Annotated in this window: 22 protein-coding genes; 9 read left to right on the top strand and 13 right to left on the bottom strand. The window is 70.3% G+C overall.

Going from position 1 to position 22423, the window contains the following annotated elements:
* Positions 1-26 precede the first annotated feature (26 nt).
* From mrdA to I8E28_RS00530, 4 genes are all read right to left on the bottom strand, one after another.
* The gene (mrdA, locus tag I8E28_RS00545) at positions 27-2102 is read right to left on the bottom strand and encodes a penicillin-binding protein 2 (RefSeq protein ID WP_200785912.1); all 2076 of its coding nucleotides are present in this window, start codon (positions 2100-2102) and stop codon (positions 27-29) included.
* Positions 2103-2114: 12 nt separating this feature from the next.
* A complete protein-coding gene (gene mreD, locus I8E28_RS00540) occupies positions 2115-2633 on the bottom strand; it encodes a rod shape-determining protein MreD (RefSeq protein ID WP_200785911.1) in 519 nt (172 codons plus the stop codon).
* Between the two features lie 79 nt (positions 2634-2712).
* Complete coding sequence (gene mreC, locus I8E28_RS00535) at positions 2713-3651, bottom strand: rod shape-determining protein MreC (RefSeq protein WP_200785910.1); 939 nt, start codon at positions 3649-3651, stop codon at positions 2713-2715.
* Positions 3652-3658: 7 nt separating this feature from the next.
* A complete protein-coding gene (locus I8E28_RS00530) occupies positions 3659-4702 on the bottom strand; it encodes a rod shape-determining protein (RefSeq protein ID WP_200785909.1) in 1044 nt (347 codons plus the stop codon).
* A 145-nt stretch (positions 4703-4847) separates the two neighbouring features.
* Between I8E28_RS00530 and gatC the strand changes: the two genes are divergently transcribed.
* Genes gatC through gatB form a run of 3 tightly spaced genes read left to right on the top strand, consistent with a single transcriptional unit; the run spans position 4848 to position 8141 of the window.
* Positions 4848-5147, top strand: coding sequence for an Asp-tRNA(Asn)/Glu-tRNA(Gln) amidotransferase subunit GatC (gene gatC, locus I8E28_RS00525; protein WP_200785908.1), 300 nt, complete (start codon positions 4848-4850; stop codon positions 5145-5147).
* A gap of 4 nt (positions 5148-5151) precedes the next feature.
* Entirely contained in the window at positions 5152-6696 is a 1545-nt protein-coding gene (gatA, locus tag I8E28_RS00520; protein ID WP_200785907.1) for an Asp-tRNA(Asn)/Glu-tRNA(Gln) amidotransferase subunit GatA, read from the top strand.
* A complete protein-coding gene (gene gatB / locus I8E28_RS00515) occupies positions 6693-8141 on the top strand; it encodes an Asp-tRNA(Asn)/Glu-tRNA(Gln) amidotransferase subunit GatB (RefSeq protein ID WP_200785906.1) in 1449 nt (482 codons plus the stop codon). The genes gatA and gatB overlap by 4 nt, the downstream gene beginning before the upstream one ends.
* Before the next feature lie 93 nt (positions 8142-8234).
* Here gatB and I8E28_RS00510 read toward each other — a convergent pair whose 3' ends face one another.
* A complete protein-coding gene (locus tag I8E28_RS00510; RefSeq protein ID WP_200785905.1) occupies positions 8235-8903 on the bottom strand; it encodes a DUF4124 domain-containing protein in 669 nt (222 codons plus the stop codon).
* 13 nt (positions 8904-8916) lie between these two features.
* The gene (gene pyrE / locus I8E28_RS00505) at positions 8917-9597 is read right to left on the bottom strand and encodes an orotate phosphoribosyltransferase (protein ID WP_200785904.1); all 681 of its coding nucleotides are present in this window, start codon (positions 9595-9597) and stop codon (positions 8917-8919) included.
* Between the two features lie 10 nt (positions 9598-9607).
* Here pyrE and I8E28_RS00500 point away from each other — a divergent pair, with 10 nt between their 5' ends.
* Both I8E28_RS00500 and I8E28_RS00495 read left to right on the top strand, forming a co-directional pair.
* A complete protein-coding gene (locus tag I8E28_RS00500) occupies positions 9608-10399 on the top strand; it encodes an exodeoxyribonuclease III (RefSeq protein WP_200785903.1) in 792 nt (263 codons plus the stop codon).
* Between the two features lie 14 nt (positions 10400-10413).
* The gene (locus I8E28_RS00495) at positions 10414-10980 is read left to right on the top strand and encodes a dihydrofolate reductase family protein (RefSeq protein WP_200785902.1); all 567 of its coding nucleotides are present in this window, start codon (positions 10414-10416) and stop codon (positions 10978-10980) included.
* Here the strand turns inward: I8E28_RS00495 and I8E28_RS00490 are convergent.
* A complete protein-coding gene (locus I8E28_RS00490) occupies positions 10947-12395 on the bottom strand; it encodes an aminotransferase-like domain-containing protein (RefSeq protein WP_200785901.1) in 1449 nt (482 codons plus the stop codon). The two genes, I8E28_RS00495 and I8E28_RS00490, sit on opposite strands and share 34 nt — an antisense overlap.
* Before the next feature lie 167 nt (positions 12396-12562).
* Between I8E28_RS00490 and I8E28_RS00485 the strand changes: the two genes are divergently transcribed.
* Genes I8E28_RS00485 through I8E28_RS00475 form a run of 3 tightly spaced genes read left to right on the top strand, consistent with a single transcriptional unit; the run spans position 12563 to position 14786 of the window.
* A complete protein-coding gene (locus I8E28_RS00485) occupies positions 12563-13291 on the top strand; it encodes a c-type cytochrome (protein ID WP_200785900.1) in 729 nt (242 codons plus the stop codon).
* Positions 13288-14589: a c-type cytochrome gene (locus I8E28_RS00480; RefSeq protein WP_200785899.1), complete on the top strand. Its 1302-nt coding sequence runs from the start codon at positions 13288-13290 to the stop codon at positions 14587-14589. Before I8E28_RS00485 ends, I8E28_RS00480 begins: the two co-directional genes overlap by 4 nt.
* 17 nt (positions 14590-14606) lie before the next feature.
* A complete protein-coding gene (locus I8E28_RS00475; protein ID WP_200785898.1) occupies positions 14607-14786 on the top strand; it encodes a DUF2970 domain-containing protein in 180 nt (59 codons plus the stop codon).
* A gap of 8 nt (positions 14787-14794) precedes the next feature.
* Here the strand turns inward: I8E28_RS00475 and I8E28_RS00470 are convergent, their stop codons facing one another.
* The 6 genes from I8E28_RS00470 to I8E28_RS00445 form a co-directional block, all read right to left on the bottom strand.
* The gene (locus I8E28_RS00470) at positions 14795-15256 is read right to left on the bottom strand and encodes a DUF7673 family protein (protein ID WP_200785897.1); all 462 of its coding nucleotides are present in this window, start codon (positions 15254-15256) and stop codon (positions 14795-14797) included.
* A gap of 154 nt (positions 15257-15410) precedes the next feature.
* Positions 15411-16538 (bottom strand): TAXI family TRAP transporter solute-binding subunit, encoded by a 1128-nt coding sequence (locus I8E28_RS00465; protein WP_200785896.1) that lies wholly within the window; start codon positions 16536-16538, stop codon positions 15411-15413.
* Positions 16539-16560: 22 nt separating this feature from the next.
* Positions 16561-17202, bottom strand: coding sequence for a hypothetical protein (locus I8E28_RS00460; protein WP_200785895.1), 642 nt, complete (start codon positions 17200-17202; stop codon positions 16561-16563).
* A gap of 12 nt (positions 17203-17214) precedes the next feature.
* Complete coding sequence (locus I8E28_RS00455; RefSeq protein ID WP_200785894.1) at positions 17215-18693, bottom strand: hypothetical protein; 1479 nt, start codon at positions 18691-18693, stop codon at positions 17215-17217.
* A gap of 132 nt (positions 18694-18825) precedes the next feature.
* On the bottom strand, positions 18826-19236 hold the full coding sequence (locus I8E28_RS00450; protein WP_200785893.1) for a hypothetical protein: 411 nt from the start codon (positions 19234-19236) through the stop codon (positions 18826-18828).
* A complete protein-coding gene (locus tag I8E28_RS00445) occupies positions 19233-21293 on the bottom strand; it encodes an ATP-dependent helicase (protein ID WP_200785892.1) in 2061 nt (686 codons plus the stop codon). The genes I8E28_RS00450 and I8E28_RS00445 overlap by 4 nt, the downstream gene beginning before the upstream one ends.
* Positions 21294-21410: 117 nt before the next feature.
* On the opposite strand from I8E28_RS00445, the gene I8E28_RS00440 reads away from it, so the two are divergent.
* A complete protein-coding gene (locus I8E28_RS00440; protein WP_200785891.1) occupies positions 21411-22376 on the top strand; it encodes an AEC family transporter in 966 nt (321 codons plus the stop codon).
* Positions 22377-22423: the final 47 nt, after the last annotated feature.

Raw genomic sequence — 22423 nt, 5'->3', positions numbered from 1 at the left:
CGCGGCGACCCCGCGCGCGGCTCGCGCTAGCGCGCTGCGGCCCGCACCGGCACCGCGCTCGCGGCGGGCAGCGACGTGGTTGCCTGCACGGGCGCGCTGGCGGCCGATGACGCCGCGGCCGCCGGCGCCTGCGCGACGGGCACGTTGCCGGTTCCCGGCGGCCAACCGACCTCCGACGCCGGCCGCGGCTTGCCCACCGGCGCCTGCGCCTGGCCCTTCTGCACCAGGGCGATGTCCTCGTCGTTCGGGTACAGGCCCTGCAGCCAGTAGTCGAACACCCGGCGCGCGATCGGCGCCGAGTTGGCGCCGCCGAAGCCGGCGTTCTCCACCACCAGCGCCAGCGCGATCTGCGGGTTGTCCGCCGGCGCGTACGCCATGTACAGCGCGTGGTCGCGGTGGCGCTCGTCCAGCTGCGAGGCGTTGTACTTCGCGCCCTGCGCGATCGTGATCACCTGCGCCGTGCCGGTCTTGCCGCCGCTGGTGTAGGCCGCGCCGCGGAACGCCGACGCGCCGGTGCCCTCGATGTTCACGCCCACCAGCGCCTTGCGGATCACCGCCAGGTTCTCCGGCTTGACGCGCAGCGGGTCCGCTTCGACCGGCGCGACGGCCTCCGCCTGCTTGGTGCCGACGTCGACGATCTCGCGCACCAGGTGCGGCTTCATGCGCACGCCGTTGTTCGCGATGGTGGCCGTCGCGTTGGCGATCTGCAGCACGGTGAAGTTGTTGTAGCCCTGGCCGATGCCCAGCGAGATCGTCTCGCCCGCGTACCAGCGCTGCTGCTCGGGCTTCTTGTAGGCCTTGCGCTTCCACGCCGTGGACGGCAGCAGGCCGCGCGCCTCGCCGGCGATGTCGATGCCGGTGTATTCGCCGAAGCCGTAGTGGCTGAGCGTGTCGTGCATCAGGTCCACGCCCATGTCGTTGGCCAGCAGGTAGTAGTAGGTGTCGCAGGACTGGACGATCGACTTGTACATGTCCACCGTGCCGTGGCCTTCCGGCTTGTCGTCGCGGAACTTGTGGCCGCCGAACCAGAAGTGACCCGGGTCGCTGATCGCCTGCTCGGGGCGGCGCTTGCCGGTCTCGAGCGCCGCGAGCGCCATGAACGGCTTGAAGGTGGAGCCGGGCGGGTAGGTGCCGCGCAGCGCGCGATTGAGCAGCGGCTTGTCGATGGACTCGTTGAGCGCCTGCCAGTTGTCGGTGTCGATGCCGTCGACGAACAGGTTGGGATCGAAGGTCGGCTTGGAGACGAAGGCCAGCACCTCGCCCGTGCGCGGGTCCAACGCCACCAGCGCGCCGCGCCGGTTGCCGTACAGGTCTTCCACCAGCTTCTGCAGGCGGATGTCGATCGACAGCTTCAGCGTGTTGCCCGGCGTCGCCGAGCTGCTGGCGAGCTTGCGCACCGCGCGCCCGCCGGCCGAGGTCTCGACCTGCTCGACGCCGGTCACCCCGTGCAGCTGCCGTTCGTAGCTGTGCTCGACGCCCAGCTTGCCGATGTACTCGGTGCCGCGGTAGTTGGCCTGGTCCTCCTCGGGCCAGTCCTCCTGCTGCTGCTTCTCGGCCTGGTTGATGCGGCCGATGTAGCCGATCACGTGGCTGGCGAGCTCGCCGTACGGGTAGCTGCGGAACAGGCGCGCCTTGATGTCCACGCCGGGGAAGCGATAGCGCTGCGCGGCGAACTTCGCCACTTCCTCGTCGGTGAGCTTGGTGCGGATCGGCAACGACTCGAAGCCCTTGGTCTCCTCCAGCAGCTTCTTGAAGCGGCGGCGGTCGCGCGGCTGGATGTCGACGACCTCGGCGAGCTGGTCGATCGTGCGGTCCAGGCTTTGCGACAGCCGCGTCGGCATGATCTCGAGCGTGTAGGCCGAGTAGTTGGTGGCCAGCACGATGCCGTTGCGATCCGTGATCAGGCCGCGGTTGGGCACGATCGGGACGATGGACGTGCGGTTGTTCTCCGCCTGCTCGCTCAGGTCCTCGTGGCGGAACACCTGCAGCCACACCAGCCGCGCCGCCAGCAGCAGGAAGCACACCAGCACCACGAGGCTGGCCGCGAGCACCCGTGCGCGGAAGCGCGAGAGATCGGCTTCGACGTTGCGCAGTTCGGTCATGGGCGGGGCTCGCTAGAGCGGCCGATTTTCGTCCGGATCGGGCGCGCGGCGCTGCGGCGCCAGCAGCGCGACCGTCACGACCGGCCAAAGCGCGGCTTCGATCACGGGCGCGAGCAGCAGCGACGTGCCGGGGAAGATGCCGCCGGCAATCATGCGGATGGCCAGCTCGATGGCATGCGCGGCCAGGAACAGCGGCAGCACCTGAACCGCCTGCGACGGCACCGTGAACCACAGGAGCCGCCGGTGGATGGTGATGGCGAAGAAGGTCAGGGCGGTGTACGCCAGCGCATGCTGCCCGAGCAGCGACGCCTGGTGCACGTCCATGCAGATGCCGAACAGGAACGCGGCGCCGATGCCCACGCGCAGCGGCTGGTGCACGCTCCAGAACACCAGCGTGATCGCCAGGATGTCCGGCATCCACGCGACGCGGCCGAACGGCAGCATGTTCAGCAGCAGCGCGCACAGCAGGCTGAACCAGATGAAGAACGGGTTCGCCGGCAGCAGCAACTGCTGCCCAGGACGCATGATCATAGGACCCCCACGCTTGTCACTGCGTGTACTGCGCTGCCCCCGGAGGGGGCCTTCGAGTCTAGGGGCGGCCCGTCGACTCTCATGGCGCCGGCCCTCCCACGCCCTTCTTCACGCGCGGCTGCGGCGTGGGCGCCTCGACCGGCGGCCGCGGCGGGATCTGGGCCTGCACCGGCTTGAGCACCATCACGTGCCGCGCGCCGTCGACCAGCGCCTGCGGCTGGCACCAGATGCGCGCGAAGGCGGAATCCGCGCGGCGCTCGACCTTGGCGACCTTGGCGACCGGCAGGCCCGCGGGATAGACGCCGTCCACGCCGCTGGTGGTGAGCACGTCGCCGGGCTGCACGTCGGCGTTGTCGGCCATGAAGCGCAGTTCGAGCGCGCCCGCATGCGCGCCGCTGGGCTCGCCGTAGGCGACGCTGCGCGCACCGGTGCGCGTGTTCAGCACGGGGATGGCCTGGTCGCGGTCGGTGATCAGCGTCACCTCGCTCACCAGCGGGTGCACGCGCGTGACCTGGCCCAGCACGCCGGATTCATCGATGACCGGCGAGCCTTCCAGCACGCTCTCGGCCATGCCCTTGTCGATGACGACCTTGCGCGTGTACGGGTCCTGCGCGTCGTAGAGCACCTGGGCGGCCGTCGCTTCGGTGGCGAGCCGCCCGCGCAGGTCCAGCAGCTTGCGAAGGCGGGAGTTCTCCAGCTCCAGCTGCTCGACCTGGTTGGCGCGCAGCGACTGCTGCGCGAGCTTCACGCGCGCCGCGGCCTCGGTTTGCTGGGTGTTGCGCAGGTCGACGAGGTACTCGCCGGCGTTGCGCAGTGCCAGCACCGGTTGCAGGGCGACCCACTGCACGGGATAGAGCACCGTCGCGACGCTCGCGCGCAGCGGCTGCGTGAGCTTGAAACGCGTGTCCGCCACCATCAGGAACAGCGCCAGCGCGCTGAAGACCATCAGCTTGGACAGCGCGGAGGGGCCCTGCTTGAAGAAGGGCGGAGGGGTGCGGTCGAGGGTGCCTAACGGCACGGCGCGCTCACTCGCTGGTGAAGATCGAGCCCAGGCGCTCCATGCTCTCGAGGGCGATGCCGCAGCCGCGCACGACGCACGTCAGCGGGTCCTCGGCGACGAGCACGGGCAGCCCGGTCTCCTCGGCCAGCAGGCGGTCCAGGTCGCGCAGCAGCGCGCCGCCGCCGGTGAGCATCATCCCGCGCTCGGCGATGTCGGCGCCCAGTTCGGGCGGCGTGCTCTCCAGCGCGTTCTTCACGGCCGACACGATGTTGTTCAGGGGGTCGGTCAGCGCTTCCAGGATCTCGTTGGACGAGATGGTGAACGAGCGCGGCACGCCTTCGGAGAGGTTGCGGCCCTTGACTTCGATCTCCTTCACCTCGCTGCCGGGGAAGGCGGAGCCGATGTTCTTCTTGATCGCTTCGGCGGTGGGCTCGCCGATCAGCATGCCGTAGTTGCGGCGGATGTAGCCGATGATGGCGTCGTCGAAGCGGTCGCCGCCGACGCGGACGCTGCCCTTGTAGACCATGCCGCCCAGCGAGATGACGCCCACCTCGGTGGTGCCGCCGCCGATGTCGACGACCATCGAGCCGGACGCTTCGGACACCGGCAGGCCGGCGCCGATGGCGGCGGCCATGGGTTCTTCGATGAGGTAGACCTCGCTGGCACCGGCGCCGAGCGCCGATTCGCGGATGGCGCGGCGCTCGACCTGGGTGGAGCCGCAGGGCACGCAGATGATGATCCGGGGGCTCGGCTTGAAGATGCCCCGCGGATGGACCATCTTGATGAACTGCTTGAGCATCTGCTCGGTGATCGTGAAGTCCGCGATCACCCCGTCCTTCATCGGGCGGATGGCTTCGATGTTCCCCGGGACCTTGCCCAGCATGGCCTTGGCTTCGTGGCCGACGGCCTGGATGGTCTTCTTGCCTTGCGGACCGCCTTCGTGGCGGATGGCCACCACGGACGGTTCGTCGAGAACGATCCCCTTGTCCCGGACGAAGATCAGCGTATTGGCGGTGCCCAGGTCAATGGCCAGGTCGGTCGAGACAAACCGACGGAACGCTCCGAACATGGGGGGGATTCCTCTTCTTCTGCGAAAGCGGCCCCGGAGAGGGGCCGTCATCAAAGCGGGATAATACCTGATCCCCTGTGAATAACTCATCCGCGACCGGCCCCGCGCTGTCGCGATTACAACTGGTTTCGCCGCCTCTCCCACCATGGCCCTGACCCCCGACGACATCGGTCGCCTGCAGCACCTGGCCCGCCTGGAACTGCAGCCGGCCGAGAGCGAGCGCATGCTGACGCAGATCAACGGCTTCTTCTCGATCGTGGAAGCGATGCGGGCTGTGGATACCTCCGGCCTGGAGCCCCTCGCGCACCCCGTGGCCGCCATCGACGACGTGCAATTGCGGCTGCGCGAGGACACCGTCAGCGAGACCAACCAGCGCGAGGCCAACCAGCGCAGCGCGCCGGCCGTCGAACGCGGGCTGTTCCTGGTCCCCAAAGTGATCGAGTGACGTGATGGCGGACCTGCACGACCTCTCCCTCCCGGACCTCGCGCGCCAGCTGAAGACCAAGGACGTCTCGGCCGTCGATGTCGCGAAGCACTTCCTGGCGCGTGCCCATGCCGACACCTTGGGCGCCTACCTCGCGATCGACGACGACGTCACGCTGGCGCAGGCACGCGAAGCCGACGCCCGCATCGCGAACGGCGACGCCGCACCGCTGCTGGGCGTGCCGGTCGCGCACAAGGACATCTTCGTCACCAAGGACTTCCCCAGCACCGCCGGCTCCAAGATGCTGGCCGGCTACCGCTCGCCGTTCGACGCCACGGTGGTCGACAAGCTCGCGCAGGCCGGCATGGTCAGCCTGGGCAAGCTCAATTGCGACGAATTCGCGATGGGGTCGTCCAACGAGAACTCCGCGTTCGGCGCGGTGAAGAACCCGTGGGACACCACGCGCATCCCGGGCGGCTCCTCGGGCGGCAGCGCGGTGGCCGTCGCGGCGCGCCTGGCGCCCGCGGCCACGGGCACCGACACCGGCGGCTCGATCCGCCAGCCGGCCTCGTTCTGCGGCATCACCGGCATCAAGCCGACGTACGGGCGCGCCTCGCGCTACGGGATGATCGCGTTCGCCTCCAGCCTGGACCAGGCCGGCCCGATGGCGCGCAGCGCGGAAGACTGCGCACTGCTTCTCTCGGCGATGTGCGGCCCCGACCCCGATCGCGATTCGACGTCGCTCGATCGCCCGGCCGAGGACTTCAGCCGTTCGCTCACGACCTCGATCGAAGGCCTGCGCATCGGCGTGCCGAAGGAGTTCTTCGGCGCCGGCCTCGCGGCCGACGTGCGCGCGGCGATCGACGCCGCCCTGCAGCAGTACGTGCAGCTCGGCGCGAGGCTGGTCGAGATCTCGCTGCCGCGCACCGAACTGTCGATCCCGGTCTACTACATCATCGCGCCCGCCGAAGCATCGTCCAACCTCTCGCGCTTCGACGGCGTGAAGTTCGGCCACCGCGCCCAGCAGTACGGCGACCTCGTCGACATGTACAAGAAGACGCGCGCCGAAGGCTTCGGCGACGAGGTCAAGCGCCGCATCATGATCGGCACCTACGTGCTCTCGCACGGCTACTACGACGCCTACTACCTGCAGGCGCAGAAGATCCGCCGCATGATCGCCGACGACTTCCAGCAGGCGTTCCGGCAGTGCGACGTCATCGCCGGCCCCGCGGCGCCGACCACGGCGTGGAAGCTCGGCGCCAGGAGCGACGACCCGGTGGCCAACTACCTCGCGGACATCTTCACGCTGCCCGGCTCGCTCGCCGGCCTGCCGGGCCTGTGCCATCCCTGTGGCTTCGGCGAAGGTGGCCTGCCCGTGGGCCTGCAGCTGCTGGGCAACTACTTCGACGAAGCGCGCCTGCTCAACGCGGCGCACCGGTTCCAGCAGGCGACCGACTTCCACCTTCGCAAGCCGGAGCAGATGAGCCCCCACGCTCCGCACTTCGTGTCGTCGCTGCCCCCCGAGGGGGCTGGCCTCCCTAAGGGCGGCCTGTCGGGAGGCCGGCAATGACCGACAAGCTCGTTCGCGGCTGGGAAGTCGTCATCGGCTTCGAGACCCACACGCAACTCGCGACGCAGTCGAAGATCTTCAGCCGCGCCTCGACGGCGTTCGGCGCCGAGCCGAACACGCAGGCCAGCGCCGTGGACGTCGCGCTGCCCGGCACGCTGCCGGTGATGAACCGCGCGGCGGTCGAATGCGCCATCCAGTTCGGCCTGGCCGTGGGTGCCAACGTCGCGCCGCGCAGCGTGTTCGCGCGCAAGAACTACTTCTATCCCGACCTGCCCAAGGGCTACCAGATCTCGCAGTACGAGATCCCGGTGGTGCAGGGCGGTGGCGTCGAGTTCTATGTTGGGGACGAGAAGAAGTCCGTGCGCCTGGTGCGCGCGCACCTCGAGGAGGATGCGGGAAAGTCGCTGCACGAGGACTTCCATGGCCAGTCGGGCATCGACCTCAATCGCGCCGGCACGCCGCTGCTGGAGATCGTCACCGAGCCGGACATGCGCAGCACGGAAGAAGCCGTCGCCTACGCGAAGGAGCTGCACAAGCTCGTGACGTGGATCGGCATCTGCGACGGCAACATGCAGGAAGGCAGCTTCCGCTGCGACGCCAACGTGTCGGTGCGCCGCCCAGGCGGGCCGCTGGGCACGCGCCGCGAGATCAAGAACCTGAACAGCTTCAAGTTCATGCAGCAGGCGATCGACTTCGAGATGCGCTGGCAGATCGAGGAGCTGGAGGACGGACGCGCCATCCAGCAGGCCACCGTGCTGTTCGACCCTGACACAGGCGAGACGCGTGCGATGCGCACCAAGGAAGACGCGGCCGACTACCGCTACTTCCCTGACCCGGACCTGCCGCCGCTGGTGATCGCGTCGACGTGGGTCGACGAGGTGCGTTCGCGCATGCGGGAACTGCCGCGCGCGATGGCGCAGCGCTTCGTGGCCGACTACGCGCTGCCCGAGTACGACGCCACCACGCTCACGCAGTCGCCGGCGATGGCCGCCTACTTCGAGGCCGCCGCCAAGGCCAGCGGCCAGCCCAAGCTGGCGAGCAACTGGATCATGGGCGAGGTGTCGCGCCGGCTGAACGCGCAGGAAGTCGGCATCGAGCAGGCGCCGGTGCCGGCCGCCACGCTCGCGACGTTGATCGGACGGATCGCCGACGGCACGATCTCGAACAACGCCGCGCGGCAGGTGTTCGACGCGCTGTGGTCGGGCGAAGGCCAGGACGTCGACGCGCTGATCGAGGCCAGGGGCCTCAAGCAGATGAGCGACACCGGCGAGCTGGAGAAGATCCTCGACGGCATCCTCGCCGCCAACGCCGACAACGTCGCCCAGTTCAAGGCCGGCAAGGAGAAGGCGTTCAACGCCCTGGTCGGCCAGGCGATGAAGGCGACCAAGGGCAAGGCGAATCCGCAGCAGGTGAACGAACTGCTGCGGAAGAAACTGGCGGGCTGAAGGGCCGCAGGCCCGAGGCCCGCCATCCCGGCGAAGGCCGGGGCCTCGACACGGGGACGCGATGGATTCCGGCCGTCGCCGGAATGACAAAGGCTACGACCTCGGCGCCGCTGCCTTCGCCGGCCGCACCTGTTGCGCCCACAGGACCTTCAGGCGCTCGCGCTCCTCGTCGAAGCGGGTGGCGATGCGCTGGCGCTCGTCGCGCTGCGCTTCGAGCAGGCGGCGTGACGCCCCATCGCTCTCCTCGTTCTGGGACAGGGCGCGCTTGATGCGTTGCGCCTTGATGACGTCGGTCGCGGACGCCTGCTGCTGCGCCAGCAGGTCCTCGCGCTGGCGCTGCAGGTCCAGCAGCCGGCGTTCGCCGCTGGCGATGGCGTCATCCAGCCGCTGGAGCGACGCGGCGCGTTCGCGCTCGTGGCTGGCCTCGTCGGGGTAGCGGTTCACCAGCAGGCGGTCGCGCCGCCTGGTCTCGGCCACGCGCTGGCGATCCTCGGTGTCGCGACGGGCCTTCTCCTCCGCCGCGGCACGCTCGTCGGCCGTCATCGACGGCGGCAGCGTGCCCTGGACGGTGCCGCCGCTGCCGTACTGCTTCTGCTCGCGATCGAGGCATTCCATGATCGGGCGGTCCGACGTGATGCGGCGGCCCTTCGCGTCCACGCACACGTAGATGCTGGGCGACGACGATCTCGCGGCCTGCGCGAACGCCGGGCCGGCGGCGAAGGCGAAGCAGAAGGCGGCCAGCGCGGGCCGGATGGCGCTCATGCAGCGTTGGAGTTCAGGCGACGCCGTAACGTTCCCGGTACGCGAGCACGCGGGCGTGGTGTTCGCCCAGCGCGCCGCCGGCCTGGTGCTGCAGGTACTGGAGCAGGTCCGAGAGCTTCGCGATGGTGCACACCTGCAGGCCCAGCTGGCGCTCGACGAACTGCACGCCGCTGTAGTCCACGTCCCGCCCCTCGCTGGTCGCTTTCTCCTGGCGGTCCATGGAGATCGCCACCGCCACCGGCTGGGCGCCTGCGGCCAGGATGATGTCGCGGGCTTCGCGCTTGGCCCCGCCGTCGGTGATGACGTCGTCGACGATCACGACCCGCCCGCGGACCGGCGCGCCGACCAGCGTCCCGCCTTCGCCATGGTCCTTGGCTTCCTTGCGGTTGTAGGCGTAAGGCACGTTGCGGCCCAGGCGGGCCAGTTCGATGGCCACGGCCGCCGCCAGCGTGATGCCTTTGTAGGCAGGCCCGAACAGCATGTCGAACTCGATGCCGGACGCGAGCAGGCGGCGTGCATAGAATTGCGCGAGCCGCCCGAGTTTCACGCCGTCGTCGAACTGGCCGGTGTTGAAGAAGTACGGCGAGAGGCGTCCTGCCTTGGTTGTGAACTCGCCGAACCGCAAGGCGCCCGCTTCCAGTGCGAACTGCACGAACTCCTGCGCCAGGTCGTCCTGGCCCACCGCTGCCACCATGGGAAATTCCTTGTTCAAGCTCACGAGCCTCAACCTGAATGGCATCCGCTCGGCCGCCAGCAAGGGCGTGGAGGCGTGGCTCGCGAAGACGCAGCCCGATTGTATTTGCGTGCAGGAGGTCAAGGCCCAGGCCGACGACGTGAGCGGCCGCTTCGACGATCTCGCAGGCCTCAAGGGCTACTTCCACTTCGCGCAGAAGAAGGGCTACTCGGGCGTGGGCGTGTACAGCAAGCGCCTGCCCAGCGACGTGCGCATCGGTTTCGGCTCGACCGAGTTCGACGCCGAGGGGCGCTACCTCGAGGCGCGCTTCGACACGCCGGCGCGCAAGTTCTCGATCATCAGCGCCTACTTCCCCAGCGGCTCGTCCGGCGAGGACCGGCAGGCCGCCAAGTTCCGCTTCCTCGCCGAATTCGAGCCGCACCTGCTGCGGCTGAAGGCCGAGCGCGAGTTCATCCTGTGCGGCGACATCAACATCGCGCACAAGGAACAGGACCTGAAGAACTGGAAGTCCAACCAGAAGAACAGCGGCTTCCTGCCCGAGGAACGCGCGTGGATGACACGGTTGCTGGACCAGCACCAGGTGGTCGACGTCTACCGCCACCTGAAGCCGCACGCCACCGAGGAGAGCTACACCTGGTGGAGCAACCGCGGCCAGGCGTACGCGAAGAACGTGGGCTGGCGGCTCGATTACCACCTGGCCACGCCCGGCGTCGGTACGCTGGCGCGCGACGAGGCGATCTACAAGCAGGAGCGGTTCTCGGACCACGCACCGATCACGGTGCAGTACGACGTGAAGTTCTAGCGCAGGAGGCTGCCATGGCGACCCAGTACTTCACCGCGACGAGCCTCGACGGCTTCATCGCCACCGAGGACGACTCGCTCGACTGGTTGTTCCCGCTGGGCAATGTCGCCGACACCAGCTACCCGCAGTTCATCAAGGAGGTCGGTGCGCTCACGATGGGCGCGTCGACGTACGAGTGGATGCTGCGGCACGCGGACCGCGTGTCCGCGGAAACGGGTTCGGCGTGGCCCTACACGCAGCCGACCTGGGTGTTCACGCACCGCACGCTGCCCGCCATCGCGGGTGCCGACCTGCGCTTCGTGCAGGGCGACGTGCGCCCGGTGCACGCCGCGATGCTGCAGGCCGCGGCCGGCCGCAACCTGTGGATCGTCGGCGGCGGCGACCTCGCCGGCCAGTTCGCCGATGCGGGCCTGCTCGACGAGATCCTGGTGCAGGTCGGCTCGGTCACGCTCGGCTGCGGCAAGCCGCTGTTCCCGCGCCGCCTGACGCAACCGCCGCTGCAGTTGCAATCGGTGCGGCAGGTGGGCAGCGGCTTCGCGGAGCTGCGCTACAAGGTGCCGCGCCGCGACGCCGCGTCCTGAGGCTGCCGCGCCAGCGCGCGGGCGATCGTGCCCACGGTCTTGATCGCCCCCTCCACGCGCGGGTCGCCCGGGTGGCCGAAGTTGATCCGCACGTGGTTCGCGAACCGGTGGTCGGCCGAGAACAGGTGGCCCGGGGCGAGGCTGACGTCCTGCGACAGCGACAGCCGGTGCAGCTCCAGCGCGTCGACGCCGTCCGGCAGTTCCACCCACAGGAAGTAGCCGCCCTCGGGTTGCGTCACCCGGGTCCCTTCGGGGAAGTGCCTGGCGATCGCGCGCGCGACCAGTTGCCGCTGCGTCGCCAGCGCCTGCCGCAGCTGCCGCAGGTGGCGGTCGTAGCCGCCGTGCTGCAGGTACTCGGCCAGGCCCTCCTGCACCGGCACCGAGGTCGCCAGCGACGCCATCAGCTTGCGCCGTGCGACCGACTGCGCGTACCGCCCCGCCGCGGTCCAGCCCACGCGGTAGCCGGGCGCAAGCGTCTTGGAGAAGGAGCTGCAATGCAGCACCAGCCCCTTGCGATCCCAGGCCTTGGCCGGCCGCGGCTTCTGCGTGCCGAAGTACAGCTCGCCGTAGACGTCGTCCTCGATCAGGGGCACGTCGTGCTCCGCCAGCAGGTCGATCAGCGCGTGCTTCGCCGTGTCGGGCATCAGGCTGCCCAGCGGGTTCTGGAAGTTGGGCATCAGCCAGCAGGCCTTCACGGGATGCTGGCCGAGCACGGCGGCGAGCGAAGGAACGTCCACGCCCGTGCGCGGATGCGTCGCCACTTCGACCGCCTTCAGGCCGCGCCGCTCCAGCGCCTGCAGCGCCGCATAGAACGTCGGCGACTCCACCGCCACCAGGTCGCCGGGCCGCGTCACGGCTTCCAGGCACAGGTTCAGCGCCTCCATCGCGCCGTTGGTGACGACGATCTCCTGCGCGTCGACGTGGCAGCCCATCGCCAGGTAGCGCAGCCCGACCTGGCGCCGCAGCGCCGCGCTCCCCGGGGCGAGGTCTTCCACCGTCTTCCATGGATCGAGCTGGCGCGCCGCCTTGCCCAACGCCAGCGCGAGCTTCGGCAGCGGGAACAGCGAGGCGGCCGGGAACGCCGACCCGAGCGGCACCAGCGTGCGGTCGCGCGCGTGGCCGAGCACCTGGAAGACGAGGTCGGAGACTTCGACCTCCTGCTCGCGGGCGATCGGGTGCGACAGCGCCGGCTCCGCCTGGCTGCCTGCGCGATCGCGCACGAAGTAGCCCGAGCGCGGCCGTGCCTCGACGAAGCCGCGGGCCTCCAGGAGGTCGTACGCCTGGAACACGGTGGAAGGGCTGACGCCCCGGCTCGCGCTCGTCTCGCGCACCGAGGGCAGCCGCTCTCCCGGCCGCAGGCTGCCGCTGGCGATCCCGTGGGCGATGTCGTCGGCGAGTGCTTCGTAGCGTTTCATGGCGATGCGCGCGGTGCCACTGTTCCGTCGCGGTGGCGTGGCGGGGACCACTGTACTGTTCGCATGCCGGCCGAATGGAAAGCCCCGCTTCCAGGCCATCTGATCCGCTGTTTTTTCCTGTTTCTGCGCCGACTGCCGCATCTGGTTTGCTGGCACAGTCACGCGTGATGCGATCCGTCCTCCCACTCCGATCCTTGCTTGCCGTTGGCGCGGTGCTCCTGGGTGCGATGCATCCGTCGTGGGCGCAGGACGCGCCGGCCGCGCAGCCGAAAGTGCAGGACACGATGGCGCAACGCATGCAGGCGTGCGTCGTCTGCCACGGCAAGGAAGGGCGCGCGACCAACCAGGGCTACTTCCCGCGCATCGCGGGCAAGCCGGCGGGCTACCTGTACAACCAGCTGAAGAACTTCCAGGCCGGGCTGCGCAAGTACGACGCGATGAACCACCTGGTGCAGAACCTGTCCGACGATTACCTGCACGAGATCGCGAATTACTTCGCCGGGCTGGACGTGCCGTATCCGCCGGCGCAGGTCTCCAAGCTCACGCCGCAGGAAGAAGCCGCGGCGCGCGCGCTGGTGTTCGACGGCGCGCCGCAGCGCGGCATCCCGGCCTGCGTCGCCTGCCACGGCCAGCAGATGGCGGGCATGCTGCCGGCGATGCCGGGCCTGTTCACGCTGCCGGCGGACTACCTCAACTCGCAGCTGGGCGCGTGGCGCACCGGCCAGCGCCACGCGAAGGCGCCCGACTGCATGGCGGGCGTCGCGAAGGCGCTGGCGCCCGAGGAGATCTCGGTCGTCGCGCGCTGGCTGTCGGCGCAGACCTTGCCCGCCGGCACCAAGCCGGCGCCGCCGTCGACGCAGCCGCTGCCGACCGCGTGCGGGAGCTTCCTGCAATGAGCACCGGCATCGTGAAGCGCGCGCGCTGGCAGCGCTGGCTGCTTGGCGCGATCGTGCTGGTCGCGCTGCTGCTCGCCTTGTTCGCCGGCTGGGTCGCGTGGTCGAACGTGCGGGGCGAAGCGCCGCTGGATGGCTCCTCCGCTGCCACGACGCCGCCCGATGCGAAGCAGGTGCAGCGCGGCGCGTACCTCGCGCGAGCGGGCAATTGCATGGGCTGCCACACCACGGTCGGCGGCGCCGAGTTCGCCGGCGGCGGCGGCGTGCACACGCCGTTCGGCACCGTCTTCGCGCCCAACATCACGCCCGCTGCGAAGACCGGCATCGGCACCTGGTCGGCCGCCGAGTTCTGGCGCGCGATGCACCACGGCCGCGCGAAGGACGGGCGCCTGCTGTACCCCGCCTTCCCGTACCCGAGCTACACCAAGGTCACGCGCGAGGATTCGGACGCGCTCCATGCGTACCTGCGCACCGTCCAACCCGTCGAACAGGCGAACAAGGCGCACCAGCTGCCGTTCCCCTACGGCACGCAGGCGGCCTTGGCCGTGTGGCGCGCGCTGTTCTTCCGCGCGGGTGCGTTCGAAGCCGACCCGCAGCAGGACGTGGCGTGGAACCGCGGCAAGTACCTGGTCGATGCGCTGGCGCACTGCGCGGCCTGCCATTCCAGCCGCAACGCGCTCGGCGCCACCAGCGTGAACGCGGAATTCGCCGGCGGCCTGATGCCCGACCAGACCTGGTACGCGCCGTCGCTCGCGACGCCGAAGGAGGCGGGCGTGCAGGGCTGGCCGCGCGAGGAAGTCATCAAGCTGCTCAAGGACGGCGTGTCCGCGCACGCGACGGTGTCCGGCCCGATGGCCGAGGTCGTTTTCACGAGCACCCAGTACCTCACTGCCGACGACCTCGGCGCGATGGCGCAATACCTGGCGGCGATCCCCGTGCGCGAGGAGCCGCGGCTGCTCGCGCGGCGCGCGCCCAGCGACGTGCTGGAGCGCGGCGGCAAGGTCTATGGCCAGCAGTGCGCCACCTGCCACGGCGCGCGCGGGGAGGGCGTGCCGTCGCTCTATCCGGCGCTGGCCGGCAACCGTGCGGTGCTGCTGGAGGCGCCGAACAACCTGATCCAGCTGGTGCGCCACGGCGGCTTTTCGCCCAGCACCGCGGGCAACCCGCGGCCGTTCGGCATGCCGCCGTTCCACCAGGTGCTGGGCGACGAGGACATCGCCGCGGTGATCACCTACGTGCGACAGTCCTGGGGCAATGCGGCCCCGCCCGTGTCGGCGTTCGACGTGCAGCGGGTGCGCTAGTTCGAGGAGGAAGAGGAGTGAACGTGTTCCGCCAGGTCAAGACCGTGCTGTGGGGCTTCTTCGGCGTCGCGCCGCGCGATGCGCGCGGCCAGCACGAGAAGACCAATCCCTTCGTGCTGATCGGTGTCGCGCTGGTCGCGGTGCTGGTGTTCCTGGGCACGCTGGCATTCATCGTGCACCAGGTCGCCAAGCCGTAGGGCGCTCCTCAGCGCGCGACGCGCACCACGCTCTCGAGCTGCGGCGGGGCGGCGGCCAGCACCTTGGCCACGCGCCGCGGCCCGCCGGTGACTTCGGTGACCAGGTCCACGCGCGACCAGCGGAACGCATCCAGCAGCGCCAGCATGTCGTCGGCCACGCGCGGCTCCACGCCGCGCAGCACCGCCAGCGGCAGCGGATGCCGGTTCCACAACGCGTCGAGCAGTTCGGTGACTTCGGGCGTGCGCGCGGTGCCGCGCAGTTCGACCACCTTCAGCAGGCGGTCGAAGGCGGCGAGCCCGGCCTCGGTGGCCTGGTGCGCCGCGAGTTCCTCGTCGAGCATGCGCGCGCGTTCCAGCAGGGTGGCCTCGTGGTCCACGCGCCCGCGGCCCGCGTGGCCCGCGACCACCTGCACTTGCTCGATCCGTGCCAGCCTGGCCTGGTGGCGACGCTTGCGATCGGCTTGCGACATCGATGCCCTCCTGCGCTCCGGGAGCGTGCCTCCTTTGTAGCCGTTGGCCGCGTTCGCCGCCAGAGGGCGCGCGCGGTGTGTGGCGCGGATGCAAGTGCGATCGAGGTTCCTGCACACGCGAGTCGCGTCGCGGTAGCGGCGTGCTCGCAGGTTGTCACCGGCACAGGCCAGCGAAGCGGTCCTGCGGGCGGCACGCACTGGGGGGCGGCGGCGCCGGGTCCGCGGCCCTGCAATGGCCCAGGCGCGTCTTCACGCGCGTGGAGTACTGCCAGCCCGCATTGAGCGCGGGCAGCTCCGATCCCGGCTTCCACGTCAGCGACTTCCACTTCGGGTGGCCCTTGGCCTGCAGTTCGTCGAAGCGGTCGCAGAAGCGGTCCGCCATGACGGACACGAAGCGGTTGCGCCCCGGGTCGCTGAAGTTCGCCGTGATCAGGTACGAGTCCACCGACAGCGTCGGCTGCGCGGGATCGGCGACGTTCAGCAGCGGGTAGTTCGCCTTCTGGATGTCGGCGCGCCGGTACTCCTGCAGCAGCTTCGCCGAGGCCGGATGGTTGGGGTCGAACTTCAGCAGCTTCAGGTTGTCGGGGATGTTGGACGCCAGCAGCTTCATCGGCTGCCCCGCGACCAGGACCATCACGTCGATCTTCGGGAAGTCCTTGTAGAACTCGGGATCGCTCAGCACCATCAGCGCCGAGCGCCGCGTCTTCGTGCCTTCGTCCTCGCCCGTGACGGTGGGGTTGATGAAGGGCGCCACCGCCTGCGGGCGTTCGTTGAACAGCTTGCTGTAGATGTTCAGCGCCGTGAGGTAGGTGCCGCTCTTCTCGGCATCCATCCAGAGCCGCGCGCCCTTGATCTGGTGGATGTATTCCAGCGGGCTGTCCTTGCGGACCAGGAAGTGGATCTCCTCGCGGTACAGCGGCATGAACACGCGCAGGTTGGCCAGCAGGTGCGCGTACTGCTGCCGCGTCTCCGCCGGCACCTGCGGGTTGTCGCGCAGGTAGACGAATGCGGAGTAGACGTCGGACTGCACGATCGCCAGCCCCACGCCCTTGGTCTGGCTCAGCTCCTCCACGTTGGCCCACGAGCCCTTGGAGTCGCGCACCTCCAGGCCCGGCGACACGATGTCCTTGAGGTTGGTGCCGATCTGGTAGTAGGTGCCGGTCTTGCCGCCGGTGACGATGACCTCCGCCGGCGCGGACGCCGCCGCGGCCAGCAGCCCGGCGGCCACCAGCAGTCGTCGCACCCGCCGTGGCCAGGCGCGGTTGGTTCGCAGTGCATGCATGGTGTTCTCCCTTCGCGTGTCGTCAGTGGGGGTTGCACAGCCCGGCCGCTTCATTGGCGGCGGAGCACAGGGACCGGTTCCGTGCGGGCGGCGCGGGGGGCGGTGCCGGCACCGGCGGCGCCGGCGTCGCAACGGGCTCCACGTGCGCCGCCGCGGGTGGCGCGGCCTGCTGCGGCGCCGGCGCGGCCACCGCAGGGGCGATCGCAGGCGTCCTGGCCCTCGTCACCCGGTCGAGGACGTCCTGCAGGCCGAGCACCAGCAGCACCAGCGCGACGGCGCCGGCCAGTGTGATCGCGATGCTGCGGAGGCCGCGTGCGCGCGGTTCAGGGGCCTGCGGTTGCGCCGGCGTGGCGACGCGCAGCGCGCCTGGGTGCTGGTAGACGGTGCGCGTGGCCAGTGCCGCTGCGCCACTCTCGGTCGCGTCGAAGGGGTCGAGACGCGGCTCTTGCTTCGGTGGCAGCGTCGCGCGTCGCACCGGGGCGGAGGGCCGCCCGCAGTATGGGCAGTAGTCCACCGCACCGAACCAGGGCTCGCCGCAGCCGCGGCATCCCATGCGCTTGCGGTGGACGATGGCCGATGGTTCCGGGGCGGCCCGCGGGGCGCGGCTGGCGCGCACGGCGCCGGTCGTGCGCGGCGGGGGCATCAAGGTGTCTGGTGCCGCCATGTGTCGTCTCCTTCAGCGCCCCAGCTTCCAGCCGCGCGCGCGCGGCAGGTCGGGGTGGGCGATCCACAGGTGGCCTTCGTGCACGAAGGGCGACGCCAGCCAGGGACTCCTCACGTCGAGTGCGCCGAACGCCACCGGCGCGTGGCCGGGAGCCTCGACCTGCAGCACGGCCAGACAGGGCTCGTTCGCGGCCTGCAGCAGCGCTGGCAGCCCGCCGGGCGCGTCCATCCGCAATCCGACCACCGCCCCGTCGACCGCCGATTCGAGCAAGGGGGCGACGACTGCGGTCGCCTCGTCGCCGGTGGCCGGAGGCGCGGCGCTCCACGGGTGGCCGTCGATCCAGGCGGTGCCGCGGTAGCAGCCGCGGCCCGTGCACAGCCGCGGCCCATCGGCCGGCGTGACCTGCGGGCCGTCCTTCGCCATCTGCACGAACGCGAAGCCGCCGTCGCCGCCGGTGCGGCACAGCTGCACGAAGCTGCCCGCGGCCGTGTGGCTGGGCCAGCCCAGTGCGAACAGCGGCCTGGTGCCGGCGGGCCAGGGGATCCACGCGCACTGCGGCCGGCCGAGCGCGTCGTGGCGCAGGACCAGTTGGCCTTCGTCGCACGGCCAGTTGACATGCAGGTCGTCGAACACGGGCGCCTCGAAGCCGTCGCGCGGCGCCAGGGCCGGGGTCGGCACGAGCATCGAGCCGGCGGTCCCATGCACGGGGTGGCGCACCAGCTCGACGCCGTGTCCCTCGCGCAGGACCGGCAGCCAGATCGCATCGCCCCACGCCACCGGGCCGCCCAGCGCGGCGCCTTCGCCGGCGTGCTCGACCGAGTGGCGCAGGCCGACCGGATCCGGCGTGATCGCCGCCAGGCCGTCGGCCGACGGGGCGTAGAGCGTGCCCCGCCCACCGGCATGCACGAGTTCCATGCGCCAGCCGCGCGGGTTGCGCAGCTTCTGCCCCCAGGCGTCCCCCGCCGCGCGCCGCAGCGGCATCCACCGCTCCGACTCGGGCAGGAGCAGCAGCAGTTCACCGCGCTGCGGCTCGATCGCCATCACCAGCGGGCAGGCGAGGCCGAACTTGTCGACGACGAAGCGGTAGTGCCCCGGGGGCAGCGGGGGCAGCGTGCGATCGGGCAGGGCCTCGGCCGAGCGTTCGCCGGCGCGGGCCAGCGCCAGCGGCCGCGGCGTCTGCCGCGAGCCGCGCGCGAGCGGCTTGGCCGCGGGCAGGGCGGAGGCACCGAACGGTGGCACCCAGGGGAAGTCGACCGTCGGGATCGTCACGCGCAGCGGCGCGCCGGTGCGTTGCGAATAGCGGAACTCCGGCGGGAACCAGCCGCTGCCCGCCGGTTCGAGATGCGCACCGACCAGCCGCGCCACGTCCTGCGGCGGCAGCCGGCCATCCACGGCGGTGCCGTCGCGGGCGGCCAGCCGCCAGGTCTCCGAAGCCAGGTCGCGAAGCCACGTCCCGGAGCGCAACTCCCACGACTCGGTCTGCTCTTGCACCACTCGCCACCTCGGTCCCGGCCCCGTGCCGTTCGAGGAGCCCATTGGGAGCCGATGAACGCGAGAATGGAACGGGACGAACGTCCCGTTGTTGTCCCGGATCGCGCGGGACACCGGCCCGCGGCTGCCGCTTCAGCGGTCGAGCTTGCGCAACACGAACAGGCGCTGCGGTGCGCCCTCGCCGGCTTCGCGGGTGCCGCGGATCTCGCGCCCGCAGCTGCCGGCGACGACGTCGCCCAGCCAGGTGGCGCTGATGCGCACGCCGTCCGCCGATTCCTCCAGCGTGAGCTCGCCGTCGTCGAGGTCGGCCGCCAGCTTCGATCGCGTGCCGTCGCGGTTGATCTCGCCGGACAGCGAGCCGCGGTAGCGCGGATGCGGCTCCAGCAGCAGCATCGCGGGTGCGTCGCCCTCGACGTCCGCGCGCCACAGTCCCACGAGCTGGGCGGGCGCGACGTCCTTCCCGTCGTTGCAGGCCTGCTGCTGCGCGTGCGCGTGCGCGATGCCCGTGCACGCGACGAGCGCGATCGCGAGCAGCCGCTTCATTTGGCCGCGGCCGCGGCGGCCGCCTGCGCGTCGGCGCTCTTCTTGGCGAACTCGGCGCGCAGCGCCTTGAGCTTCTCGCGCGGGTCTTCCTTGACGGTGGCCTGGTTCAGCGCCATCTCGGCGATGAAGCGGCTGGGCTGCGCGGCGATGGTCTCGCGGCCCTTCTTGCGGCGCTTGGTCCAGCTGACGGCCAACGAGCGCTGCGCGCGCGTGATGCCCACGTACATCAGCCGGCGCTCTTCCTGCAGCCGCTGCAGCATGCCCTCGCTGGGCTTGTCCTCGTCTTCCAGCTTGAACGGCAGCAGGCCCTCGACGCAGCCGACGAGCATCACGTGCGGCCACTCCAGGCCCTTCGATGCGTGCAGCGTCGACAGCGTGACCACGTTCTGGTCCTGTTCGCGCTCGGTCAGCGTCGACAGCAGCGCGATGGTCTGCGCGACCTCCAGCAGGTTCTTCTTCTCGCTGGCGACCTGCACGCCCGCGGTGTCGTCGATGGTGCCGCCGCAGCGCTGCGCCATCCAGTCGCAAAAGTCCATCACGTTGGTCCAGCGCGAGGCGGCGAGCTTCTCGCTCTCCTCGCCGTCGTACAGGTGCTTCTCGTAGCCGATGTCCTTCAGCCATTCGGTGAGGAACGCGCGGGCATCCTCCGCGCCGCTGGTGTGGCGCGCGCGGTATTGCAGGTCGTTCACGAAGCGGCCGAACTCCTGCAGGCTGCCCACGGCGCGCGCGTTCAGCACCGAGCCGAGCGACGAGGAGAACAGCGCGCCGAACAGCGACAGCTTGTACTTGCCGGCAAACTCGCCCAGCGTGCCCAGCGTCTGGTGGCCGATGCCGCGCTTGGGCGTGGTCACCGCGCGCAGGAACGCCGGGTCGTCGTCCTCGTTGACCCACAGGCGCAGCCACGCGCACAGGTCGCGGATCTCGGCGCGGTCGAAGAAGCTCTGGCCGCCCGAGACCTTGTACGGGATCTGCGCCTTGCGCAGCGCCTGCTCGAACACGCGCGCCTGGTGGTTGGCGCGGTAGAGCACGGCGAAGTCCTTCCAGTCCTTGGCCATGCCGTTGGCGCGGATCGACTGCATGCGCGCGACGACGCGCTCGGCTTCGTGGTCCTCGTTGTCGCAGTCGACCACGCGCACCGGCTCGCCCTCGCCCAGCTCCGAGAACAGCGTCTTCGGGAACAGCTTCGGGTTGGGCTGGATGACGTTGTTGGCCGCGCGCAGGATCGCGCTGGTCGAGCGGTAGTTCTGTTCGAGCTTGACCACCTTCAGCTGTGGCCAGTCCTGCGGCAGGCGCTTGAGGTTGTCCAGCGTCGCGCCGCGCCAGCCGTAGATCGACTGGTCGTCGTCGCCCACCGCCGTGAAGCGGCCCTTGTCGCCCACCAGCAGCTTCAGCATTTCGTACTGCGTAGCGTTGGTGTCCTGGTATTCGTCCACCAGCACGTGCCCGAGCAGCTGCTGCCACTTGGCGCGCACGTCCTCGTGCTGCACGAGCAGCTTGAGCGGCATGCCGATCAGGTCGTCGAAGTCGACCGACTGGTAGGCCGTGAGCCGCTCCTCGTAGCGCTGCATCACCATCGCGGTGACGCGCTCGTTCTCGTCCTTGGCCTGCGCCAGCGCCTGCGCCGCGTTCAGGCCCATGTTCTTCCACAGGCTGATGCCCCATTGCCACTGGCGCGCGGTCGCGGCGTCGGTGGTGCCGCCGGCGTCCTTCAGGATCGAGGTGACGTCGTCGGTGTCGAGGATGGAGAACTGGGGCTTCAGGCCCAGCGGCGCGCCGTCCTGCCGCAGCAGCCGCACGCCCAGCGCGTGGAAGGTGCAGATCACCACCTCCTTCGCGTCGCGGCCGATCAGCGACTTGGCGCGCTCGCGCATTTCCGCGGCGGCCTTGTTGGTGAAGGTGATCGCCAGGATGCGGCGCGCCTCGACGCCGCTCTGGATCAGGCGGCCGATCTTGTGCGTGATGACGCGCGTCTTGCCCGAGCCGGCGCCGGCCAGCACCAGGCAGGGCCCATGCATGTAGTTGACTGCTTCCTGCTGGGCGAGGTTGAGGCCGGACATCGAGGGGAGAGGGGGACTGCTTCGGGTCGGTGCGCGAGGAAGCGACGGATCATAGCCAGCACCCGTGCCTCGCCACGGTGCAAAAGCCCGCGGCCCGTTGCACCGACAATACGCGCCGTGCTGCAGATCCTCCAGGTCACCTTCCCGTTCTTCGCGCTGGTGGCCTGCGGCTATCTCGCGGCGCGCGCGCGGATGCTGCCGCTGGACGCGATCGGCGGCCTCAACACCTTCGTGCTGTTCTTCGCGCTGCCGTGCATGCTGTACCGCTTCGGCGCGTCGACGCCGATCGCGCAGCTGCTCGATCCGTGGGCGCTGCTGGTGTACCTGCCGTGCGCGCTGGTGATGGTGGCGGGCGCCGTCGCCTTCAGCCTCAATGCGCGCATCCGCTGGAACGACGCCGCGTTCGGCGCGCTCGTCGCCGCGTTCCCCAACACCGGCTTCATGGGCGTGCCGCTGCTGGTGGCGCTGCTCGGTGCGGCGGCAGCCGGTCCCGCCATCCTCACGATCCTGATCGACCTGGTGATCACCACGTCCTTGTGCATCGCGCTGTCGCGGCTCGACACCGCCGGCCAGCATGGCGCCGCCGCGGCCGCCCGCAGGGCGCTGCGCGGCGTGGCGGCCAACCCGATGCCGTGGTCGATCGCGCTGGGCGCGCTGTCGTCGCTCACCGGCTTCAGGCCGCTGCAGCCGGTGGGCGCCACCATCGCCATGCTGGCCGACGCCGCCTCGCCGGTCGCGCTGTTCACCATCGGCGCCGTGCTGGCGCGCTCGCAGTTGCTGGGCGCCGCGCAGGAACACGGGCCGCTGCCCGCGCGCGACTTCGTGCCGATGGCCGTCGCCAAGCTGGTGGTGCATCCCTTGCTGGTGTTCGCCGCCGGCTCGCTGGCGCGCGCCGTGGGCGTGCCGCTCGATCCCTTCGCGCTCGTCGTGATGACGCTGGTCGCTGCGCTGCCGAGCGCAAGCAACGTCTCGTTGCTTGCCGAACGTTTCGCAGCAGATACCGGGCGGGTCGCGCGCATCATCCTGGTCACCACGGCTGCCGCGTTCCTGACGTTCTCGGCGGCCGTCGCGTTGTTGCGCTGACTTTCCGTCGCGCTCCCACCTGGCGTCGGCTCGGTCCTACACCCGCG

The organism is Ramlibacter algicola (assembly GCF_016641735.1).
Lineage (GTDB): Bacteria > Pseudomonadota > Gammaproteobacteria > Burkholderiales > Burkholderiaceae_C > Ramlibacter > Ramlibacter algicola.
Note: the sequence above shows the minus strand (reverse complement) of the source record. Positions and strands in the feature narration are given on the sequence as shown.

Bases quoted from the DNA above. Each gene is read 5' to 3' on its own strand.
- mrdA (WP_200785912.1), bottom strand. From the start codon at position 2,102: ATGACCGAACTGCGCAACGTCGAAGCCGATCTCTCGCGCTTCCGCGCA.
- mreD (WP_200785911.1), bottom strand. From the start codon at position 2,633: ATGATCATGCGTCCTGGGCAGCAGTTGCTGCTGCCGGCGAACCCGTTC.
- I8E28_RS00530 (WP_200785909.1), bottom strand. From the start codon at position 4,702: ATGTTCGGAGCGTTCCGTCGGTTTGTCTCGACCGACCTGGCCATTGAC.
- gatC (WP_200785908.1), top strand. From the start codon at position 4,848: ATGGCCCTGACCCCCGACGACATCGGTCGCCTGCAGCACCTGGCCCGC.
- gatA (WP_200785907.1), top strand. From the start codon at position 5,152: ATGGCGGACCTGCACGACCTCTCCCTCCCGGACCTCGCGCGCCAGCTG.
- gatB (WP_200785906.1), top strand. From the start codon at position 6,693: ATGACCGACAAGCTCGTTCGCGGCTGGGAAGTCGTCATCGGCTTCGAG.
- I8E28_RS00510 (WP_200785905.1), bottom strand. From the start codon at position 8,903: ATGAGCGCCATCCGGCCCGCGCTGGCCGCCTTCTGCTTCGCCTTCGCC.
- pyrE (WP_200785904.1), bottom strand. From the start codon at position 9,597: ATGGTGGCAGCGGTGGGCCAGGACGACCTGGCGCAGGAGTTCGTGCAG.
- I8E28_RS00495 (WP_200785902.1), top strand. From the start codon at position 10,414: ATGGCGACCCAGTACTTCACCGCGACGAGCCTCGACGGCTTCATCGCC.
- I8E28_RS00490 (WP_200785901.1), bottom strand. From the start codon at position 12,395: ATGAAACGCTACGAAGCACTCGCCGACGACATCGCCCACGGGATCGCC.
- I8E28_RS00485 (WP_200785900.1), top strand. From the start codon at position 12,563: ATGCGATCCGTCCTCCCACTCCGATCCTTGCTTGCCGTTGGCGCGGTG.
- I8E28_RS00480 (WP_200785899.1), top strand. From the start codon at position 13,288: ATGAGCACCGGCATCGTGAAGCGCGCGCGCTGGCAGCGCTGGCTGCTT.
- I8E28_RS00470 (WP_200785897.1), bottom strand. From the start codon at position 15,256: ATGTCGCAAGCCGATCGCAAGCGTCGCCACCAGGCCAGGCTGGCACGG.
- I8E28_RS00465 (WP_200785896.1), bottom strand. From the start codon at position 16,538: ATGCATGCACTGCGAACCAACCGCGCCTGGCCACGGCGGGTGCGACGA.
- I8E28_RS00460 (WP_200785895.1), bottom strand. From the start codon at position 17,202: ATGGCGGCACCAGACACCTTGATGCCCCCGCCGCGCACGACCGGCGCC.
- I8E28_RS00450 (WP_200785893.1), bottom strand. From the start codon at position 19,236: ATGAAGCGGCTGCTCGCGATCGCGCTCGTCGCGTGCACGGGCATCGCG.
- I8E28_RS00445 (WP_200785892.1), bottom strand. From the start codon at position 21,293: ATGTCCGGCCTCAACCTCGCCCAGCAGGAAGCAGTCAACTACATGCAT.